We start from the raw sequence: 17073 nt of genomic DNA on the forward strand, positions 1-17073 counted from the left end.
GATACTGTATTTGGGGAGAGTCCCCATCAGTGCCCGCAAGTTTGTGTGGATTCATCGACGCACGTCAAGCCCCGGATCACGAAAAACGATGGACATATCATGGAGTTTCCGACGCGTCACCCAACGGGTTGCGTCAACTCATGCCGCCTGCGCAAGATCATGAAACCGCTTCGCCGCGAAGAAATCACTTTCTTTCACCGCCGCCTGGGCGCGGGCTTCGTCGTCGATGCCCCACTGCTCTTCCTGCCAGGTTTCGTCGATGCGCGAGAGGCGCCAAAGCTCGCCGATATCCCGCGCCTCGTGGATCGCCGCAAGGCCGAGAACCAGCGAGCCGGAGATCCCCACAAGGTCGTGAAACGCGGTCAGGCGGAACGGCTCCATGGCGTGAACGGGCCCCGCCAGCCTTGCCAGCGCCTTCGGGTTCTGCGGGGCATGCATGACCCCCTGCACCGGGATCAGCCGCGCGCCGAAGGTCTCGCCGGCCCAGTCGAGCAGCGGGTCCCACGCCTCGGCCTGACGCGCGACCAGCTCCTGCGGGCTGTCGGCGCGATAGCACAGCAGGTCGCTGTCGCCGTAGCCGGCCAGCATCTCGGCCACCTCCTCGCGCTGCGCCGTCACCTTGTCGATCGCCGCGTTGGCCGCGCGGGTGACCGGCATGCTCAGCGGCCGGATCTCGCCCTCCTGCGCATCCCATTCCGCGGCCACCGCCTCGGCCATGGCGCGCGAGGGCAGGGTCATCGCCGATTTCAGCGGCGTCCGCACCGGCCGGCCGTCCAGCTCGACGGCAAAGCCGCCATCCGCCTCGACGACCTGCGCCTCCTTCCAGAACCGCTTGGCCTTCCATTCGCTCATGCCGCCGCCTCCCGGATGGTGGTCAGAACCTCCGGCAACTCGCGGAAATCCCGCAGGATGGCCGCGGCGCCGGTCAAGTCGTCCGCGTCGTGATAGCCCCATGACACGCCGATGAACGACACCCCGGCCGCCAGCGCCATGTCGCGGTCATAGGTCGTATCGCCGATCATCACCGCGTCGCGCGCCTCGACGCCGGTTTCGGCCAGCGCGGCCTGCAGCATCGCGGGGTGCGGCTTCGACGGGTGATGGTCGGCCACCTGCGAGGTCACGAAGAACCGGCCTAGGTCATGCGCCTCGAACAGCTTGTCGAGCCCCCGGCGCGACTTGCCCGTCGCCACGCCCAGAAGCGTCTCGGGCTGCGCGTGCAGGGCCGTCAGCGTGTCCAGCGCATACGGGTAAAGCGGCGAAGACGCCGCTGCTCCGGCACGGCTCCGCAGCTCCACATAGGCCTCCTTGTACCACTCGACCATCGCGTCATGCATCTCGGCGGGCAGCTCCGGCACCAGCCGCGGGAAGGCCGCGTCGAGCGACAGACCCACGATCCCCAGCGTCTCCTCCCGCGCCGGCGCCGGGTGCCCGGCCCGGTCGAAAGCATGGGCCATCGCCGCCACGATATCGCCCTGGCTGTCGACCAGCGTGCCGTCGACATCGAAGACCACCAGTTTCAACGCCGTCGTCATGCGATCTCCTCGAACGGGTCCTCGGGCGCCTCGGAGGGCTGCCACTGGAACATCTCCCACGTCCTGGCCATGTGCTCCGGCAAGGGCGCCGTCAGGTGCAGCCGCGCCCCCGTCACCGGATGGCTCAGCGTCAGCGACCGGGCATGCAGGTGCAGCTTGCGGCTCACCTCCCCGCCCAGCTGCGCGCCCCAGCCGTCGCCCAGGTTCTCCTGCCCCGACCCGCCATACTTGCCGTCGCCGACGATCGGATGCCCGAGCTCGGCCATATGCGCCCGCAGCTGATGGGTCCGCCCAGTGACCGGCACAAGGCCGACCCAGGCGGTGCGCGTGCCGGCGGGCTCGATCACGATGTAATCGGTCGTGGCGTGCTTGGCGCCCTCCGTCCGCTCCACCTCGCCGGGGTGGAGGCAGAGCATCTTCTCTCCCTCGCCGCCCTTGCCATGGCCCGGCGCCTTCACCAGCCCGAACCTGATCGTACCCGCCCGCGGCGTCGGCACGCCGGCAATGGCGGCCCAGTAGATCTTGCGCGTATCCCGATGCCGGAACGCCTCCGTCAGGCTGGCGGCCACGGCCCGCGTCCGCGCCATGATCAGAACGCCCGAGGTGTCCTTGTCCAGCCGATGCACCAGCCGCGGCTTTTCCTCCAGCCCGAAGCGCAGCGCCTCGGCCATCCGATCTACATGGCGGGTCAGCTTGCTGCCCCCCTGCACCGGCAGGCCCGGCGGCTTGTTCAGCGCGATCACGTGGTCGTCGCGATAGATCACCGCCGCGCGGATCATCTTCGCATCCGCCTCGGACACCGCGGGTTTCTCGGCGACCCGCGCCTCCCCCGGCTCCGGCAGCGGCGGGATACGCACCTGCTGCCCCGCCTCGAGCCGGGTCGAGGCCTTGACCCGCCCGCCATCGACCCGCAGCTCGCCCTTGCGGCACATCTTCTCGATCCGCCCCTGCGGCACATGCGGAAACTGCCGCCTCAGCCAGCGATCCAGCCGCTGCCCGGCATCGCCCTCCGCCACGCTCAGGGTCTGCACGCCGCTCATGCCCACACCGCCCGCATCAGCGCCATGCCCAGCACGATCGCCGCCAGCGACAGGATCACCGAGCCCAGCACGTAGGCCCCCGCCAGCGCCACCTGCCCGCGCTCGTAGAGCGTCAGCGCATCCAGCGAGAAGGCCGAGAAGGTGGTGAACCCGCCCAGCAGCCCGGTCATCAGGAACGGCCCCGCCGCCTTGGTCCCGCCCTCGCGGGCCAGCAGCACGACGATCACCCCCATCAGGAATGACCCCGCCACGTTCACGAACAGCGTCGCCCACGGAAAGCCCGGCCCGATCAGCCGCATCGCCGCCACCGAGGTCAGGTAGCGGGCGGAGGCGCCGATCGCGCCGCCCAGGGCCACGTGCAGAAGGGTCGTCATCATGGCCGCGTCTGTCGCTTGCCACCCTGCAATTGTCAAGCTGGCGGAGAGCCCAACGCCGGCCGGGGGCGCCCCCTGCCATTTCACCGTTCCGGAAATACTCCGGGGGTGAGGCCGCAGGCCGAGGGGGCAGCGCCCCCTTTTTGCCGAGACCGGCCTCCATCCTGTCGGCTTTGCGCTGTTAGCGCCACCGCCGCCACGTTAGGGTGCGCCAACGCAAGCCCGAGGAGACCCCGCCGATGCAAGACCCCCTCCCCTTCCTGCGCCGCCTGTTCGACCGGGCGGTCGAGGTGGCCGACCCGATGCAAAGCCTCGCCGCCTGCCTGCCGCCGAAGCCCGAGGGGCGGCTCGTGGTGGTCGGCGCCGGCAAGGCCAGCGCCCGGATGGCCGAGGCGGTCGAGGCGGTCTACGGCCCCTGCGAGGGGCTGGTCATCACCCGCTACGGCTATGCCCGCCCCTGCCAGGGGATCGAGATCGTCGAGGCCGCCCACCCGGTCCCCGACGAGGCCGGAACCCGCGCCACGCGCCGCATGCTCGACCTGCTCGACGGGCTGGGCGAAGGCGACACCGTGCTGGCGCTCATCTCCGGCGGCGGCTCGGCCCTGCTCAACGCCCCCGCCGGCGGCATCACGCTGGACGAGAAACGCCAGCTCACCGACGCGCTGCTCTCCAGCGGCGCGCCCATCGGCGACATCAACGGCATCCGCAAGCAGATCTCCGACGTGAAGGGCGGCAAGCTCGCCGCCGCCGCCTACCCCGCCCGGATTTTGGCGCTGATGATCTCCGACGTACCCGGCGACAACCCCGCCGACATCGCCAGCGGCCCGACCGTGGGCGACACCGGCGACGCCCGGCGTGCGCTGGACACGCTCGCCCGCTGGAAGGTCACGGCCCCCGCCTCGATCACCGCCTATCTCGAACGGGGCGGCAACCCGCTGGCGCCCGACGACGAACGCCTCTCCCGCGTGGAAAACGTGATCTACGCGGCCCCCTCGCAGTCGCTCGACGCGGCGGCCGAGTTGGCCCGCGCCGAAGGCTGCGAGGTGGAAATCCTCGGCGACGCCCTGGAAGGCGAAGCCCGCGACGTGGCCGCCGATCACGCCCGTCAGGCCCTCGCCGCGCAGGCGAAGCTCTCCAGGAACGCCACCCCGCTCCTCCTGCTTTCCGGCGGCGAACTCACCGTCACCCGCCGCGGCGACGGCGTGGGCGGCCCCAACGCCGAATACGCCCTCGCCCTGGCCCTCGCGCTCGACGGCGCGCCGGGCATCCACGCCATCGCATGCGACACCGACGGCGTCGATGGCGCCGCCGAGGTCGCCGGCGCCGTGATCGGCCCCGACACGCTCACCAGGGGCCCCGACGCCGCCAAAGCCCTCAACCGCAACGACGCCCACAGCTACTTCGAAAAGATCGCCGATCAGGTCGTCACCGGCCCCACGCTCACCAACGTGAACGACTTCCGCGCGATCCTTATCGAGCCTTCGAACTGACGGGGCACAATTGTGCCACCCCCAAGCTTCTTCTGGCTGGAAATATCCCGGGGGGTTCACAGGCTTCCCGGAAACGCTCCGGCGGAGCGTTTCGCCTGTGAACGGGCGAAGCCCCGGGACGGGGGCTGGCCCCCAATCCAACACACGCCTCACACACCCGGCAGCGGAAAATCCCTCAACGGCGTATCCTTCCGCAAATAAAGCGGATGCTTCGCCGATCCGTCCAGGTTCAGCCCCAGGCACTTGACCGGCCGCCCCACCGCCGCCACCTCGGCGATCATCTCGGCCACCAGCCCCGCGAACCGCTTGTGCAGCTTGCCATAGGCCATCACCACGAGATCCGAGTCCCGCGCCATTTCCACCAGCGCCGGGATATTCGCCGGGCTGCAGGCCAGCGCCGGGTCGGCCGGGATATCCTTGGGCGACGTCGCCCGCCAGTCCAGCACGTTGCCCTTCAAGTAACGGGTAAATCCCCAATCCTGCGCGAACATCAGTTCACGGTGGCAGGTCGGATCCGATGCCTCGGCATCCGCCACCGAGGGGTTCATGCCGATGAACAGCACCGTGCGCGGCGCCGCCCCTTCCGGCGTCCAGTCCCGCGTCAGCGCCTGCCGATAGCGCCCGCAGTCCGAAAACGTCGCCCCGCCGATCACCCCGTCGGGCAGCCGAAGGCGGACCTTGCCGCCGGGATCGTGGGGCGCCTCGGCCATGGCTACCCCTCCAGCGGCCCGGTGTTGAACACGCGCGAGGGGTGCAGCTCGCCCCCCTTGAAACGGCCCACCGCGACGGCCCGCCCCTTGTGCGCGGCCCAGCATTCGTCGCCATATTCCACGTCGCGGGCGATCACCATGCCGGGGTTGCCGTTGCGCAGGCGCACGGCGCCCTCCTCGGTACACGAAACCTGCGGAAGCCCCTCCAGCCCGTCTTCCAGCGGCCGCAGCCGGGCGTCGAGCTCGGGCGTATGGGCCAGCCTGTCGATCTCCTCGAGGCTGATCCCTTCCTCCGCCTCGAACGGCCCCGACCAGATCCGCCGCAGCCAGGCGACATGCCCGTAACACCCCAAGGCCTCGCCCAGGTCGCGGGCGATGGCGCGCACGTAACCGCCCTTGCCGCAGACCATCTCCAGCGTCACGTGATCGGCATCGGGCCGGTCGGTCATCACCAGCTCCTCGACCCAGAGTGGGCGGGCCTCGATCTCGACCTCCTCGCCCTCGCGCGCCAGCTTGTAGGCGCGCTGGCCGTCGATCTTCACGGCGGAATATTTCGGCGGCACCTGCATGATCTCGCCGATGAAGGCGCCCAGCGCCGCCTTGATGGCGTCGTCGTCGGGGCGCGTGTCGGAGGTGGCGATCACCTCGCCCTCCTCGTCATCGGTATTGGTCGCCTGCCCGAGGCGCACGGAAAACTCGTAGGCCTTCAGCGCGTCGGTGATATACGGCACCGTCTTGGTCGCCTCCCCCAGCGCCACGGCCAATACCCCGGTCGCCGCCGGGTCCAGCGTGCCGGCATGGCCCGCCTTTTTCGCCTGCAGCGCCCAGCGCACCTTGTTGACCACGGCGGTCGAGGTCATGCCCGCGGGCTTGTCGACCACCAGCCAGCCGGAAATGTCGCGACCCTTGCGTTTGCGTGCCATGCGCCCTGCGCCCCGTTGCGTCCGATTGAGACACGCGAGCTACCAAGGCCCGCGCCCGGCGTCAATTGCCGGCCGGCGCCACCACGCCCACGATCGGGCCCATCGGGAACCCGCCGTCATGCCGCTTCAGCCCCGGCACGTAGAGGCGCGAGATGTTGCCGTCGAAATACAGCGCCTGCGGCGTGCCCAGCTTGTCGCGGAAAAGCGAGCCGAAGCTGTGGAAGTTGACCGCGTCCTCGGAAATAGCGAACCAGACGGTCTTGCCATCCCCCGACACACCTACCCCGTTGCGGATATAGGTGCTGTCGCTGTCCTCCAGGAACTTCGGGTGCAGCTCCCCGTCGATCACCAGCATCGGCCCCGACTGAGTGGCATAGATACAGGCCGGCGGGTCCGCCTGGAACCGGCGGGTCTCCACCACGTCGGCCCAGCCATCGCCGATACAGAAGACCCCGTTGGGCAGAAGCCCGAAATTCCCCGGCCCGTCCGAGGTGATGACGCCGCGCGCCTCGTCCCCCTTCTCGACGTAATGGCCCACCGGGCTTCGGTCCTGGTGATACATCCCCGCGTTCATCGCGAATTCGAGGCGCAGCCCCTCGTCGGCCAGCAAATTTTCGACGTTCCGGAAACTGCCCAGCGGCTTGCCGCTGCCGGGATCGTTGAGAAACAGCCGCAGGTCGGCCTTGGAGGCGTCGAACCGGCAAACCGTGTAATCCTGCCCGCCATGCTCGACACTGCCGCAATCGAGCGCGGCGGCGGGGGACGCCATCATGAACAGCGCGAACAGCCAGCGCATTCTGCTACCCTTCGACGTCGCGGCGCACATTGTCCTGCTCGAACAACCGGCGGGTTTCATCCATCTTGTCAAAGATCTCGTCGATGCGGAACCGCAGGTCGGGCGCGTATTTCAGCTCGAGCTTCTTGCCGATGATCCGCCGAAGCTCGCCCTTGTTGCGCGCCAGAAGGCCGATCACGTCCTCCTGCCCCTCGCCGCCCAGCGGCAGGACATAGGCGGTCGCGACCTTCAGGTCGGGCGAGGTGCGCACTTCGCCCACGGTCACCGACAGGCGGTTGAGCTCGGGGTCATGGATATCGCCGCGCATCAGCACGTCCGACAGCGTCCGCCGGATCAGCTCGCCAACCCGCAGCTGGCGCTGCGACGGGCCGGGACCATCATGAAACTTGTTCTTTGCCATGCCCTGCATCTAAGCCTTCGGGGATGCTTTGCCAAGCGATGATCCGTGCGCTAGGGAGGGCATCGACGCAAGCGGGAGAAAACAAAGATGAGCGATGTGCCGGGCATAGTGGTGACGGGCGCCTCGGGGCGGATGGGCCGGATGCTGATCCGCACCGTGGCCGAAAGCGACCGGGCCAGGCTGGTCGGCGCGATCGAGCGCGAGGGGCATGACTGGATCGGGCAGGACGTGGGCACCGCGATGGGCGGCGCGCCGCTCGACGTGTCCGTCAGCGACGATCCGCTCGAAGTGATCGCCAAGGCCCACGCGGTGATCGACTTCACCGCGCCGGCCGCGACGGTCGCATTCGCCGGTCTGGCGGCACAGGCGCGTTGCGTCCACGTGATCGGCACCACCGGCCTGACCGACGAGGACCTCGCCAAGCTCAAACCCGCCGCGCGCCACGCCACCATCATCCGGGCCGGGAACATGAGCCTTGGCGTCAACCTGCTGGTCCAGCTCACGAAACAGGTGGCTGCCGCGCTGGACGAGGATTTCGACATCGAGGTGATCGAGTCGCACCACAACCAGAAGGTCGACGCGCCTTCCGGCACCGCCCTGATGCTGGGCGAGGCCGCGGCCGAGGGGCGGGGTGTCTCGCTCGACGCCGTCTCCGACCGGGGCCGCGACGGCATGACCGGCAAGCGCGAGCGCGGGCATATCGGCTTTCACGCCATCCGCGGCGGCGACATCGTGGGCGAGCATGACGTGCTTTTCGCCGCGGCGGGCGAGCGGATCACCCTGCGCCACGTGGCCTCCGACCGGGCGGTCTTTGCCCGCGGCGCGCTCAAGGCCGCGCTGTGGGGGCAGGGCCGGAAACCGGGGGAATACGACATGCTCGACGTGCTGGGATTGCGCGAAAACTGATCCGGGTGGGCGGACGCTGCGTAAACCGGGGTACATTGCAACAATGGACCCGAACCATGCAGCGTATGATTGCCCTCGCTTCCGCCCTATTCCTGACCACCCCGGCCCTTGCCGAAAGCTTCAAGCCGGTGACCAGCCGCGACAGCTTCGTCTCGTTGATGCAGAACCGCGAACTGACCCGGTTCGGAATCAACCTGATCGTCACGCCTGATGGAAAGATCGACGGCCGCGCCTTCGGGCGGGATGTCAGCGGCGCGTGGCGCTGGCAATCGGGCTATTTCTGCCGCGACCTCTATTGGGGCTCGAAGAGCCTCGGCCCCAATTGCCAGGCGGTCAAGGTGCAGGGCCAGACCGTCCGCTTCATCTCCGATCAGGGCACCGGAGAATACGCCGACCTCACCCTGCGCTGAGCCAGGTCAGAAGTCGATCGCCAGCCCCTTCTTCTCCCAGTCGCCGTAGCGCACGGGCTCGGGCCCCTTGCGTCCGCCAAGTTCCTTGGCCAGTTCCAGCTCTCCGGCGAGCCGCCGCCGCTCCTCGGCCTCGGCCAGCGCGCGCTGCGCTTCGGGCGGCAGGTCTTTCTTTTCGGGATCCATGGTTTGGCTTCCTTCGGCTTGTCCCCCCTGATATAGCCCCCGCCTGTGCAAAGGCCAAGGACCGCCCCGATGTCACCGAAACCCAGCTCCCCCCGCGCCGCCGCGGTCAGCCTGCTTGACGAGATCACGGGCGAGGGCCAGCTCATGTCGGACCTGACCGAGCGTAAGGGCTTCCAGCGCCTGGCGGTTCAGGACCGGGCGGCGGCCCAGCGTTTGGCCACGCAAACCCTGCGCGGGCTGGAACGGGCCGACCGCATTCTCGACCGGCACCTGCGCAAGCGCCTGCCGCTCGGCATCAAGAACATCCTGCGGCTGGGCACCGTCGAGCTGTGCCTCGGCGGCGATGCGCATGGCGTGGTGAACGAGTTGGTGGCGCTGGCGCCTCCGCCGAAAGGGCGCAGCAACTATCGCGGGCTGATCAACGCGGTGCTGCGCAAGGTGGCGGAAGAGGATGTGCGGCGCTGGAACGATCTGCGCATCCCGCGCCTGCCGGGCTGGCTCCGCGATCCGCTGGTGCAGGCCTGGGGCAAGGGCGCGGTCAACGCGATGGAGAAGGCGCATTTCGCGGGCGCGCCGCTGGATTTGACGGTCAAGGGCAATGCCGCCGAAGTCGCGGAGAAGCTCGGCGGCACAGTGCTACCGACCGGCTCCGTCCGGATCGAAAATGCCGGGCAGGTCTCGCGCTTGGAAGGCTACGAGCAAGGCGACTGGTGGGTGCAGGATGCCGCCGCCGCCCTGCCCGCGAAACTCCTTGCCGCCCAACCGGGCGAGCGTGTGCTCGACCTCTGCGCCGCGCCGGGTGGCAAGACCCTGCAACTCGCCGCCACGGGTGCCGAGGTCACGGCGCTCGACATTTCCGAACGCCGCATGGCCCGCGTGCAGGAGAACCTCGACCGCACCGACCTGACCGCCTCGCTCATCACCGGCGATGCGCTGGAACATCAGGCCGAGCCCTACTACGCCATCCTGCTCGACGCCCCCTGTTCCGCCACCGGCACGATCCGCCGCCACCCCGACCTGCCCTTTGCCAAGGATGGCTCGGAATTCGGCGAACTCATCGGCCTTCAGGCGCAGATGATCGACCACGCCATGACCCTCCTGAAACCCGGCGGGCGTCTGCTCTTCTGCACCTGCTCCCTTCTCCCCGACGAGGGCGAATGCCAGGTGGAAGAGGCGCTCCAGCGCCACGATGGCCTGACCGTCGACCGCGCCGCGCTCGACCACCCCGGCATCGACCCGAAATGGATCACCGAGGAAGGCGGCCTGCGCCTGCGCCCCGATTACTGGCCCGAGCTTGGCGGGATGGACGGGTTCTACATCGCCGTCCTGCGCAAACCCTAACGGAAGCTGCCGAAGGGGATGTAACGCACCGGATCGCCGGGCTCGATCTGCGCGGCGCCGTCCGGCAGTTCCACCAACCCCTCGGCCCAGCTCAGCCCGCTGATCCGGCCCGAGCCTTCGGATTTGAACGCCTCCGCCCGCCCCTCGCGCATCCGGGCGCGCAGGTATTCCCGCCGCCCCGGTTTCTTCGCCTTGGAAAACCCCGCCGGCACCTCGAACCCCTGCGGTTCGACCCAGCCCTGCCCGGCCATCAACGCCATCGCGGGCCGCGCGAAAACCAGCGTGCAGACCATCGCCGCCACCGGGTTGCCCGGCAGGCCGAAGACCGGGGTGCCGCCCCAGACGCCGAGCGCCAGCGGGCGGCCGGGCTTCAGCGCGATCCGCCATTCCGCCATTGCGCCGGCCTCGTTCAGCAGGGCCGAGACATGGTCTTCGTCCCCCGACGACGCGCCGCCCGACGTCAGTATCACGTCGGCCTCCGCCGCCCCCCGGTCGAGCGCCTTTCGCAGCGCGGCGCGATCATCCGGCACCCGGCCCAGATCGACCGCGCGATAGCCGAACTCCTCCACCAGCGCGGTCAGCATCGGGCGGTTGGCGTCGTATATCTGCCCCTCGCCGGCCTTTCCGCCCGCTTCCACCAGCTCATCCCCGGTCGAGATCACGGCCACCCGCAGCGGCTCGTAGGTGGCCAACGCCGCCACCCCCACCGCTGCGCAGAGCGCAAGGTCGGCCGGCGTCAGCACCCGCCCCGGCGTCAGGATCGTCTCGCCTGCCGCCACGTCCTCGCCCGCCTTGCGCGTGTTGGCGCCCGGCCTGATCCCGGCGCGAAAGGCAATCTCGCGCTCGCCCACCCGCACGTCTTCCTGCAGGATCACCGTATCGACCCCTTGGGGCAGCGCCGCACCGGTCAGGACCCGCACGGCAGACCCCTCCGGCACCTGCCCCGGAAACGGCTTGCCCGCCGCGGCGCGGCCCTTGACCAGCGGCAGCACCTGGTCGCCATCGCCAAGCGACGCATGCGCAAACCCGTACCCATCGACCGCCGTATTCGCCTGCGGCGGGTTGGCGCGCTGCGCCACCACCTTCTCGGCCAGCACCTGGCCGCGCGCCTCGCCCAGCGCCCGGCGCGTGACGCCCACCACCGGCTGCAACCGGTCGCGCAGCAGCGCCAGCGCCTCGTCCACCGGTGTCCAGTCCACCCCCGCCGGCAGGGCAAAGCAATCGTCGCGCAGCGGCGGCGGTTTCAGCGTCTCGCCCGCCGCGCGGTTCAGCTTGTCTTCGTGGCCCAGTCCCATGATCCAGCCCTCTTCCGGCGCGTCGATGGTCAGCATGGCATCGCGGTCGTCCGGGTGCAAACCCGCCACCGCCCGCGCCAAAAGCCGCACCTGGTGGGCATCCCGGATGCCGCCCGCCGACTCGGCGCGCTTGACGGCCCGGTTGATCAACCCCGGCCAGATTTCGACGAAGGCCACAGGCCTGTCCAACGGCTCGAACGGCCAGACCGCCACCTGCCCGGAAAACCGCCGCCGCAACCGGTTGAGCACCGGCAACCCGGTCAACACCTGCCCGCCCACGGCGCCGGCGCCGCCCGTCTGCCAGCAGGTGAACGCCCCCGGCGTGCGTTCCTCCGCCACGCGCCGCTCGGGCAGGCCATGCCCCTCCCGGCTGTTCTTCCGCGGCAGGCCGGGAATGTCCCGCTTCAAACCGTTGAACCAGAACGGGCCGGTCCCGGGAAACCGGGCGTTGATCTCCGCGGCAAGGTCAAACCGGTTGTTCGTCTTCGGGCCGTCCTCGATCCGCTTTTCCAGCCAGTCCCAAACGGCAAATGGATCGGCTCGCCCCGTGAGCCGCTCGGCAAACCCCGCCGGAAAACCGAACGGGAAATCGAACCCCACGAACAGCCGCCGCCCCGCCGCAAGCTCCTGCTCGATCAGCCCGGCAACGATCCGCTCCGCCTCCATACGATTGCGAATGTAGACCGGCTCCTCATCCACCCCGTCGCGCGTCACCCCCATCCAGATCGCGTCCTTGCGCGGGCGCGGGCCGGTGTCGTTGCCACCTGACCAGTCGACCATGGCGACAGTATCGAACTGGTTCACAAGCCGACCTCGCGCAGGATGAAATCGGCAATCGCCTTGGTGTCGTTCAGATCGAAGACGGGCCGATCCAGCTCCAGCGGCGTGTCCGAGGCCACCGCCCGCACCGTCGGGTCATCGGTGGCAATCAACGGGTTGCCCGTCTCGGCCCGGTGCGCCTCGACCTTGGGGTGCGCATCGCGCTTGTAGCCCTCGACCAGCACCAGATCGACCGGCCCCAGCCGCTGCAACAGCACCTCCAGCGTCGGCTCCTCCTCGTCGCGCAGCTCGTGCATCAGGGCGATCCGCTTGCGCGAGGCCAGCAGCACCTCCCTTGCCCCGGCGACCCGGTGACGGTGGCTGTCCTTGCCGGGGTGGTCCACGTCGAACGTGTGATGTGCGTGCTTGACCGTCGAGACGCTGATCCCCCGCCCGATGATCTCCGACACCAGCCGCTCCATCAACCCGGTCTTGCCCGCGTTCTTCCAGCCGACCACGCCGTAAAGCCTCATGCCCCGCCCCCGGCCATTGCCTGTGCCTTTTCGAGATCCCCGGGCGTGTTGACGTTGAAGAACGGCTCGCCCGCCTCGTCGAACAGCGCCTCGCGCCCGCCATGCCGGTCGGTCCACATCACCACCTTGCGCAGCCCCTCCTGCAACGCCGCCCGCAGGTCATCGCGCAGCGCCACGGGCCAGAGGCCGAAGGTGGGCTGTCGCCCGTCCGGCGTCGCGGCCAGCGCCAGCGGCTGCGCCATCCCCTCCGCTGCCAGTTGCAGGCGCGGCACCAGATCGCATGGGAAAAACGGCGTGTCGGCGGCCACTGTCACGATGGTCTCGGCCCCTTCCCCGGCGGCCCAGTCAAGCCCGGCCAGTACCCCCGCCAACGGGCCGGGATGCCCTTCGATGCTGTCAGTCAGCACCGGCACCCCCAGCGCCGCGAACCGCGATGCATCGCCATTGGCATTGAGCGCCATGCCCGCCACCTGCGGCGACAGTCGGGCCATCACGTGGTCCAGGATCGTGCCCTCCCCCAGCGGCAAGAGCCCCTTGTCGCCCCCGCCCATCCGGGTAGCCTTGCCCCCGGCCAGTATCACGCCCAGCGGCTGCTTCATGCGCCCGCACTCTTGCGGCGGTGCTTCTTGTCCTCTTCCGGCACGCTCTCGGGGTCGACATCCCGCTCCAACCGCTCTTCACCGGCCAGACACACGAACCGCTTGCCGCGCATCCGGCCCACCAGCGTCAGGCCCACCTCGCGGGCGATCTCCACCCCCCAGGCGGTAAACCCCGACCGCGAGGCCAGCGCCGGAATGCCCATCAGCGCCGTCTTGATCACCATCTCCGAGGTCAGCCGCCCGGTGGTGTAGAGCAGCTTGTCGTCAGGGCTCACCCCCTCCGAGAACATCCAGCCGGCGATCTTGTCGACCGCGTTGTGCCGCCCGACATCCTCCATGTAGACCAGCGGCTCGTCGCCCCGGCACAGCACCGTGCCATGAATGGCGCCGGCCTCGAGGTAGAGCGACGGCGTCCGGTTGATGACCGAGGCCAGCCGGTAGAGGTCCGAGGTCTTCACCTTCAGGTCGGGCAGCCGCACCTGTTCCAGCCCCTCCATCATGTCGCCGAACACGGTGCCCACGGCACAGCCGCTGGTGCGCGTCTTCTTCTTCAGCTTTTCCTCGTAATTCGTCTGTCCCCCGGTCCGCACCACGACGGTTTCGAGATCCTCGTCGAAATCGACGCCCGTCACCGTCTCGTCCGCCCCCAGCATCCCCTGGTTCCGCAGGAAACCCAGCGCAAGGTACTCTGGATAATCCCCGATCGTCATCGCGGTGACGATCTCCTGCCCGTTGAGAAAGATGGTCAGCGGCCGCTCCTCGACCACGGAAATCTCCGTCGGGCGACCGTCATGGTCGACCCCCTCCACCTTGCGCGTGAGCCGTGGCGCGCCCGGGTCTGGCGCGATGATGTAGGCCGGAAGATCGTCGGTGACGGGCAATTGCAACTCCTCCCGCTTGGCGATAGGGCAAGCGTATCGAGGGCAATCTAGGATTTTCAGGTGCCGACGGAAACCACGAAATCGATCTTCGCGCAGGGTGCGCGCGATGCCTCACCCTTCATTCTGGTGGTGGGCCCGTTCGGCCTGCTCTTCGGCGTGGTGGCGACCGAGGCCGGGCTCAACCTGCTGGAAACCATGACGTTTTCGATCCTCGTCATCGCCGGCGCGGCCCAGCTCACCGCCCTGCAGCTGATGACCGACAACGCGCCCACGATCATCGTCATCATCTCGGCGCTGGCGGTGAACCTGCGGATGGCGATGTATTCCGCCTCGCTCGCCCCGTACATCGGGCCCGCGCCGCTGTGGCAACGCGCCTGCGCCGCCTATTTCCTCGTCGACCAGAGCTATGGCCTCTCGGTGCTGAAGTACGAAGCCCGGCCGGCCTGGACCGTGCCACAGCGCATGGCCTATTTCTTCGGCACCATCGCCCCGGTCTGCCCGTTCTGGTACCTCGCCACGCTGGCCGGCGCGCTGATCGGCAGCTCGGTGCCGGAATGGCTGGCGCTCGACTTCGCCATGCCGATCACCTTCATCGCCTTGATCGCGCCGGCCCTGCGGACACGGGCGCATGTGGCGGCGGCTCTGGTCTCGGTCACCGTCGCGCTGTGCCTTGCCTTCCTGCCCTACAATCTCGGGCTTCTGGTGGCCGGCATCGCCGGGATGATCACCGGGGCCGAGGTCGAACGGCGCACCTCGGTGGAGGCTGCAGCATGATCGACACCGCAACCATCTGGATCGTCATCGCCGCGCTCGGCATCGGCAGCTATTTCTTCCGCTTCGTCTTCATCGGGCTGATCGGCGACCGGCAACTGCCGGCGTGGGTCCTGCGGCACCTGCGCTATACTGCCGTGGCCGTCCTACCCGGGCTTGTGGCGCCGCTGGTGGTCTGGCCCCCGGCGACCGAGGGGCACACGGATGCGCCCCGCCTTGCGGCGGCGCTGGTCACCGTCGCCGTCGGGCTCTGGACCCGCAACGTGCTGCTGACCATCGCGGCCGGGGCCATCGCTCTATATGCCGGGCTCTATCTCGCGGGCTGAGGCCTCAGCGCCCGTCATAGCCCTTCTTTTGCGCCCGGTAGAGCTGGGAATAAAGCCCCCCGCCTTCCAGCAGCTCCGCATGGCGGCCCTGCTCCACGAGCTGCCCGGCCTCCAGCACGAAGATCCGGTCGGCATCGGCCACCGAAGACAGGCGGTGCGCCACCACGATCGTCGTCTTGCCCTTGGTCAGCCGCGCCAGCGCCGACTTGATCCGCTCCTCCGTCGCCTGATCCAATGCGCTCGTCGCCTCGTCCAGAAGCAGGATCGGCGCGTCGCGCAGGAAGGCGCGAGCGATGGCGATCCGCTGCTTCTGCCCACCCGAAAGCTGCGCCCCCTTCGGCCCCACCGGCGCATCGCCCCGGCGGCGGATCAGGTCGGCGATCTCGGCATCCTCGGCGGCGCGCCAGACATCCTCGTCACTGGCATCGGGGTTCACGTAACGGATGTTCTCCCAGATCGAGTTGTTGAAGATCACGATATCCTGCGCCACCACGGAAAACGCGCCACGCAGGCGGCTGACCTTCAGGTTCTCGATCGGCTGCCCGCCGATTCGGATCTGCCCGCCCTTCACGTCGTAAAGCCGCGACAGCAGCGACAGGATGGTCGTCTTGCCCGACCCGGTCGCGCCGACGATGGCCGAGACCTGCCCGCCGCGGAACGTCATGTCGAGCCCCTCGAACAGCGGCTGATCGTCGGAATAGGAGAAGGTCACGTCATCCAGCACGATATCCCCGCCGGTGTCGAACTCGGTCACGGCGCCCTCGGCATTGTTGATGCCGGGCTTCTCGTCATAGAGGTTCCGCACCCGGTCGAGCAGCACGAGATTTGATTGCAGCGTCCCGAAATACTGCGCCAGCAGGCGCGCCGGGTCGAACACCATCACCATGCCCAGCAGGAAGGTGATGATCCCGGCGCCATCGACGTCGAAATCGGGCGACAGCACCATGTAGCCGCCGCCGCCGATCACCAGCACGTAGACGAAGGCGGAGCTCAGGTCGATCGACGGCATCACCAGCGCCTGCGTGATCTGCACCCGTTTCATCAGGTCGCGGATCGCGCCCGTCCCCTTCATCAGCCGCCCGGCCTCGACCTGCTCCTGGCTGGAAATCTTGACGGTGCGCATGCCGTTCACCGTCTCCTCGATCCCGTTCATGTAATCGGCCAGCGCATGCTGGGCCTGCCCTTGCGCCACCTTCACCCGGTCCGACACGAAATTCATCACCCAGATGATGAAGGGCAGCACCACCACGGCGGTGGTGAACAGGATCGGGTTCTTCCAGATCAGGTAGCCCGACACGATCACCACGGTCACCGCGTCCCGCACGGCCCCTGCCGTGGCCAGGCCGAAGAACAAGCCAAGCTGCTGCGTCTGCGAGACCAGCCGGTGAATGATCTCGCCCGATTTGGTCCGTTCGAAATAGGCCAGGTCGAGCGACATCAGGTGCCCGATCAGGTCGCGCCGCATCTCGTAGATCGCGTCGTTCGACAGCCGCACCGTCACCAGCGGCACGAGGTAGGACATCAGCCCGCGCACGGTGAACAGGAAGAACACGCCGACACAGACCATCACCAGCCGGCCGACCTCACCGCTCTCGAAAATCACCCGAAGGCCGCTCTCGGTCATCGACAGGAACTGCTGGTAGACCAGCCCCTGGAACAGGATCATCACCAGCACCAGCACCAGCCACGGCGCGCGCTGCCTGAGATAGGTCCGCCAGAGCCAGCGCAGGTTCACCCGGTCCTGGGGCGAGAACATCGGCTGGCGCTTGGTCTTGGCTTTATCGGTCATGCACGGCCTTCAATG

20 protein-coding genes are annotated in these 17073 nt (G+C 68.6%); 6 read left to right on the forward strand and 14 right to left on the reverse strand.

The window, feature by feature from the left end; genetic code table 11:
- Positions 1–138 precede the first annotated feature (138 nt).
- Genes RLN94_RS02385 through crcB form a run of 4 tightly spaced genes read right to left on the reverse strand, consistent with a single transcriptional unit; the run spans position 139 to position 2949 of the window.
- Complete coding sequence (locus tag RLN94_RS02385; RefSeq protein ID WP_350130548.1) at positions 139–852, reverse strand: ATP12 family chaperone protein; 714 nt, start codon at positions 850–852, stop codon at positions 139–141.
- A complete protein-coding gene (locus RLN94_RS02390) occupies positions 849–1532 on the reverse strand; it encodes an HAD-IA family hydrolase (protein ID WP_350130549.1) in 684 nt (227 codons plus the stop codon). The genes RLN94_RS02385 and RLN94_RS02390 overlap by 4 nt, the downstream gene beginning before the upstream one ends.
- Positions 1529–2572 carry an RluA family pseudouridine synthase gene (locus tag RLN94_RS02395; protein ID WP_350130550.1) on the reverse strand — a complete coding sequence of 348 codons (1044 nt, stop codon included), beginning with the start codon at positions 2570–2572 and terminating at the stop codon, positions 1529–1531. Before RLN94_RS02395 ends, RLN94_RS02390 begins: the two co-directional genes overlap by 4 nt.
- Positions 2569–2949 carry a fluoride efflux transporter CrcB gene (crcB, locus tag RLN94_RS02400; protein WP_350130551.1) on the reverse strand — a complete coding sequence of 127 codons (381 nt, stop codon included), beginning with the start codon at positions 2947–2949 and terminating at the stop codon, positions 2569–2571. Before crcB ends, RLN94_RS02395 begins: the two co-directional genes overlap by 4 nt.
- 236 nt (positions 2950–3185) lie before the next feature.
- On the opposite strand from crcB, the gene RLN94_RS02405 reads away from it, so the two are divergent.
- On the forward strand, positions 3186–4436 hold the full coding sequence (locus RLN94_RS02405) for a glycerate kinase type-2 family protein (protein WP_350130552.1): 1251 nt from the start codon (positions 3186–3188) through the stop codon (positions 4434–4436).
- 149 nt (positions 4437–4585) lie between these two features.
- Here the strand turns inward: RLN94_RS02405 and RLN94_RS02410 are convergent, their stop codons facing one another.
- From RLN94_RS02410 to rbfA, 4 genes are all read right to left on the reverse strand, one after another.
- Entirely contained in the window at positions 4586–5146 is a 561-nt protein-coding gene (locus tag RLN94_RS02410; protein ID WP_350130553.1) for a DUF1643 domain-containing protein, read from the reverse strand.
- Positions 5147–5148: 2 nt separating this feature from the next.
- A complete protein-coding gene (truB, locus tag RLN94_RS02415; protein WP_350130554.1) occupies positions 5149–6069 on the reverse strand; it encodes a tRNA pseudouridine(55) synthase TruB in 921 nt (306 codons plus the stop codon).
- A gap of 61 nt (positions 6070–6130) precedes the next feature.
- Positions 6131–6865, reverse strand: a complete 735-nt coding sequence (locus tag RLN94_RS02420; RefSeq protein ID WP_350130555.1) for a phosphodiester glycosidase family protein — start codon at positions 6863–6865, stop codon at positions 6131–6133.
- A gap of 4 nt (positions 6866–6869) precedes the next feature.
- Positions 6870–7265: a 30S ribosome-binding factor RbfA gene (gene rbfA / locus RLN94_RS02425; RefSeq protein ID WP_350130556.1), complete on the reverse strand. Its 396-nt coding sequence runs from the start codon at positions 7263–7265 to the stop codon at positions 6870–6872.
- 87 nt (positions 7266–7352) lie between these two features.
- On the opposite strand from rbfA, the gene dapB reads away from it, so the two are divergent.
- Together dapB and RLN94_RS02435 are read left to right on the forward strand one after the other, a co-directional pair.
- Positions 7353–8171, forward strand: a complete 819-nt coding sequence (dapB, locus tag RLN94_RS02430; protein WP_350130557.1) for a 4-hydroxy-tetrahydrodipicolinate reductase — start codon at positions 7353–7355, stop codon at positions 8169–8171.
- A gap of 56 nt (positions 8172–8227) precedes the next feature.
- Positions 8228–8581, forward strand: a complete 354-nt coding sequence (locus RLN94_RS02435; protein ID WP_350130558.1) for a dihydrodipicolinate reductase — start codon at positions 8228–8230, stop codon at positions 8579–8581.
- A gap of 6 nt (positions 8582–8587) precedes the next feature.
- Here RLN94_RS02435 and RLN94_RS02440 read toward each other — a convergent pair whose 3' ends face one another.
- A complete protein-coding gene (locus tag RLN94_RS02440; RefSeq protein ID WP_350130559.1) occupies positions 8588–8764 on the reverse strand; it encodes a DUF1674 domain-containing protein in 177 nt (58 codons plus the stop codon).
- 69 nt (positions 8765–8833) lie between these two features.
- Between RLN94_RS02440 and RLN94_RS02445 the strand changes: the two genes are divergently transcribed.
- Positions 8834–10105 (forward strand): RsmB/NOP family class I SAM-dependent RNA methyltransferase, encoded by a 1272-nt coding sequence (locus RLN94_RS02445; protein ID WP_350130560.1) that lies wholly within the window; start codon positions 8834–8836, stop codon positions 10103–10105.
- Here RLN94_RS02445 and RLN94_RS02450 read toward each other — a convergent pair.
- The 4 genes from RLN94_RS02450 to RLN94_RS02465 are packed head-to-tail and all read right to left on the reverse strand — an operon-like array spanning position 10102 to position 14178.
- A complete protein-coding gene (locus RLN94_RS02450) occupies positions 10102–12204 on the reverse strand; it encodes a molybdopterin-binding protein (RefSeq protein ID WP_350130561.1) in 2103 nt (700 codons plus the stop codon). The genes RLN94_RS02445 and RLN94_RS02450 overlap by 4 nt on opposite strands.
- Positions 12201–12692 (reverse strand): molybdopterin-guanine dinucleotide biosynthesis protein B, encoded by a 492-nt coding sequence (mobB, locus tag RLN94_RS02455; RefSeq protein ID WP_350130562.1) that lies wholly within the window; start codon positions 12690–12692, stop codon positions 12201–12203. The genes RLN94_RS02450 and mobB overlap by 4 nt, the downstream gene beginning before the upstream one ends.
- On the reverse strand, positions 12689–13291 hold the full coding sequence (gene mobA, locus RLN94_RS02460; RefSeq protein ID WP_350130563.1) for a molybdenum cofactor guanylyltransferase MobA: 603 nt from the start codon (positions 13289–13291) through the stop codon (positions 12689–12691). The genes mobB and mobA overlap by 4 nt, the downstream gene beginning before the upstream one ends.
- Positions 13288–14178: a formate dehydrogenase accessory sulfurtransferase FdhD gene (locus tag RLN94_RS02465; RefSeq protein WP_350130564.1), complete on the reverse strand. Its 891-nt coding sequence runs from the start codon at positions 14176–14178 to the stop codon at positions 13288–13290. Before RLN94_RS02465 ends, mobA begins: the two co-directional genes overlap by 4 nt.
- Positions 14179–14232: 54 nt before the next feature.
- Between RLN94_RS02465 and RLN94_RS02470 the strand changes: the two genes are divergently transcribed.
- Together RLN94_RS02470 and RLN94_RS02475 are read left to right on the forward strand one after the other, a co-directional pair.
- Entirely contained in the window at positions 14233–14946 is a 714-nt protein-coding gene (locus RLN94_RS02470) for an AzlC family ABC transporter permease (RefSeq protein WP_350130565.1), read from the forward strand.
- Positions 14943–15269, forward strand: coding sequence for an AzlD domain-containing protein (locus tag RLN94_RS02475; protein ID WP_350130566.1), 327 nt, complete (start codon positions 14943–14945; stop codon positions 15267–15269). The genes RLN94_RS02470 and RLN94_RS02475 overlap by 4 nt, the downstream gene beginning before the upstream one ends.
- Before the next feature lie 4 nt (positions 15270–15273).
- Here RLN94_RS02475 and RLN94_RS02480 read toward each other — a convergent pair whose 3' ends face one another.
- On the reverse strand, positions 15274–17058 hold the full coding sequence (locus RLN94_RS02480) for an ABC transporter ATP-binding protein (RefSeq protein WP_350130567.1): 1785 nt from the start codon (positions 17056–17058) through the stop codon (positions 15274–15276).
- Between the last annotated feature and the right edge of the window lie 15 nt (positions 17059–17073).

The organism is Roseovarius sp. (genome assembly GCF_040223625.1).
Taxonomy (GTDB): Bacteria; Pseudomonadota; Alphaproteobacteria; order Rhodobacterales; family Rhodobacteraceae; genus Roseovarius.

Bases quoted from the DNA above. Each gene is read 5' to 3' on its own strand.
- RLN94_RS02385 (WP_350130548.1), bottom strand. From the start codon at position 852: ATGAGCGAATGGAAGGCCAAGCGGTTCTGGAAGGAGGCGCAGGTCGTC.
- RLN94_RS02390 (WP_350130549.1), bottom strand. From the start codon at position 1,532: ATGACGACGGCGTTGAAACTGGTGGTCTTCGATGTCGACGGCACGCTG.
- RLN94_RS02395 (WP_350130550.1), bottom strand. From the start codon at position 2,572: ATGAGCGGCGTGCAGACCCTGAGCGTGGCGGAGGGCGATGCCGGGCAG.
- crcB (WP_350130551.1), bottom strand. From the start codon at position 2,949: ATGATGACGACCCTTCTGCACGTGGCCCTGGGCGGCGCGATCGGCGCC.
- RLN94_RS02405 (WP_350130552.1), top strand. From the start codon at position 3,186: ATGCAAGACCCCCTCCCCTTCCTGCGCCGCCTGTTCGACCGGGCGGTC.
- RLN94_RS02410 (WP_350130553.1), bottom strand. From the start codon at position 5,146: ATGGCCGAGGCGCCCCACGATCCCGGCGGCAAGGTCCGCCTTCGGCTG.
- truB (WP_350130554.1), bottom strand. From the start codon at position 6,069: ATGGCACGCAAACGCAAGGGTCGCGACATTTCCGGCTGGCTGGTGGTC.
- RLN94_RS02420 (WP_350130555.1), bottom strand. From the start codon at position 6,865: ATGCGCTGGCTGTTCGCGCTGTTCATGATGGCGTCCCCCGCCGCCGCG.
- rbfA (WP_350130556.1), bottom strand. From the start codon at position 7,265: ATGGCAAAGAACAAGTTTCATGATGGTCCCGGCCCGTCGCAGCGCCAG.
- dapB (WP_350130557.1), top strand. From the start codon at position 7,353: ATGAGCGATGTGCCGGGCATAGTGGTGACGGGCGCCTCGGGGCGGATG.
- RLN94_RS02435 (WP_350130558.1), top strand. From the start codon at position 8,228: ATGCAGCGTATGATTGCCCTCGCTTCCGCCCTATTCCTGACCACCCCG.
- RLN94_RS02440 (WP_350130559.1), bottom strand. From the start codon at position 8,764: ATGGATCCCGAAAAGAAAGACCTGCCGCCCGAAGCGCAGCGCGCGCTG.
- RLN94_RS02445 (WP_350130560.1), top strand. From the start codon at position 8,834: ATGTCACCGAAACCCAGCTCCCCCCGCGCCGCCGCGGTCAGCCTGCTT.
- mobB (WP_350130562.1), bottom strand. From the start codon at position 12,692: ATGAGGCTTTACGGCGTGGTCGGCTGGAAGAACGCGGGCAAGACCGGG.
- mobA (WP_350130563.1), bottom strand. From the start codon at position 13,291: ATGAAGCAGCCGCTGGGCGTGATACTGGCCGGGGGCAAGGCTACCCGG.
- RLN94_RS02475 (WP_350130566.1), top strand. From the start codon at position 14,943: ATGATCGACACCGCAACCATCTGGATCGTCATCGCCGCGCTCGGCATC.
- RLN94_RS02480 (WP_350130567.1), bottom strand. From the start codon at position 17,058: ATGACCGATAAAGCCAAGACCAAGCGCCAGCCGATGTTCTCGCCCCAG.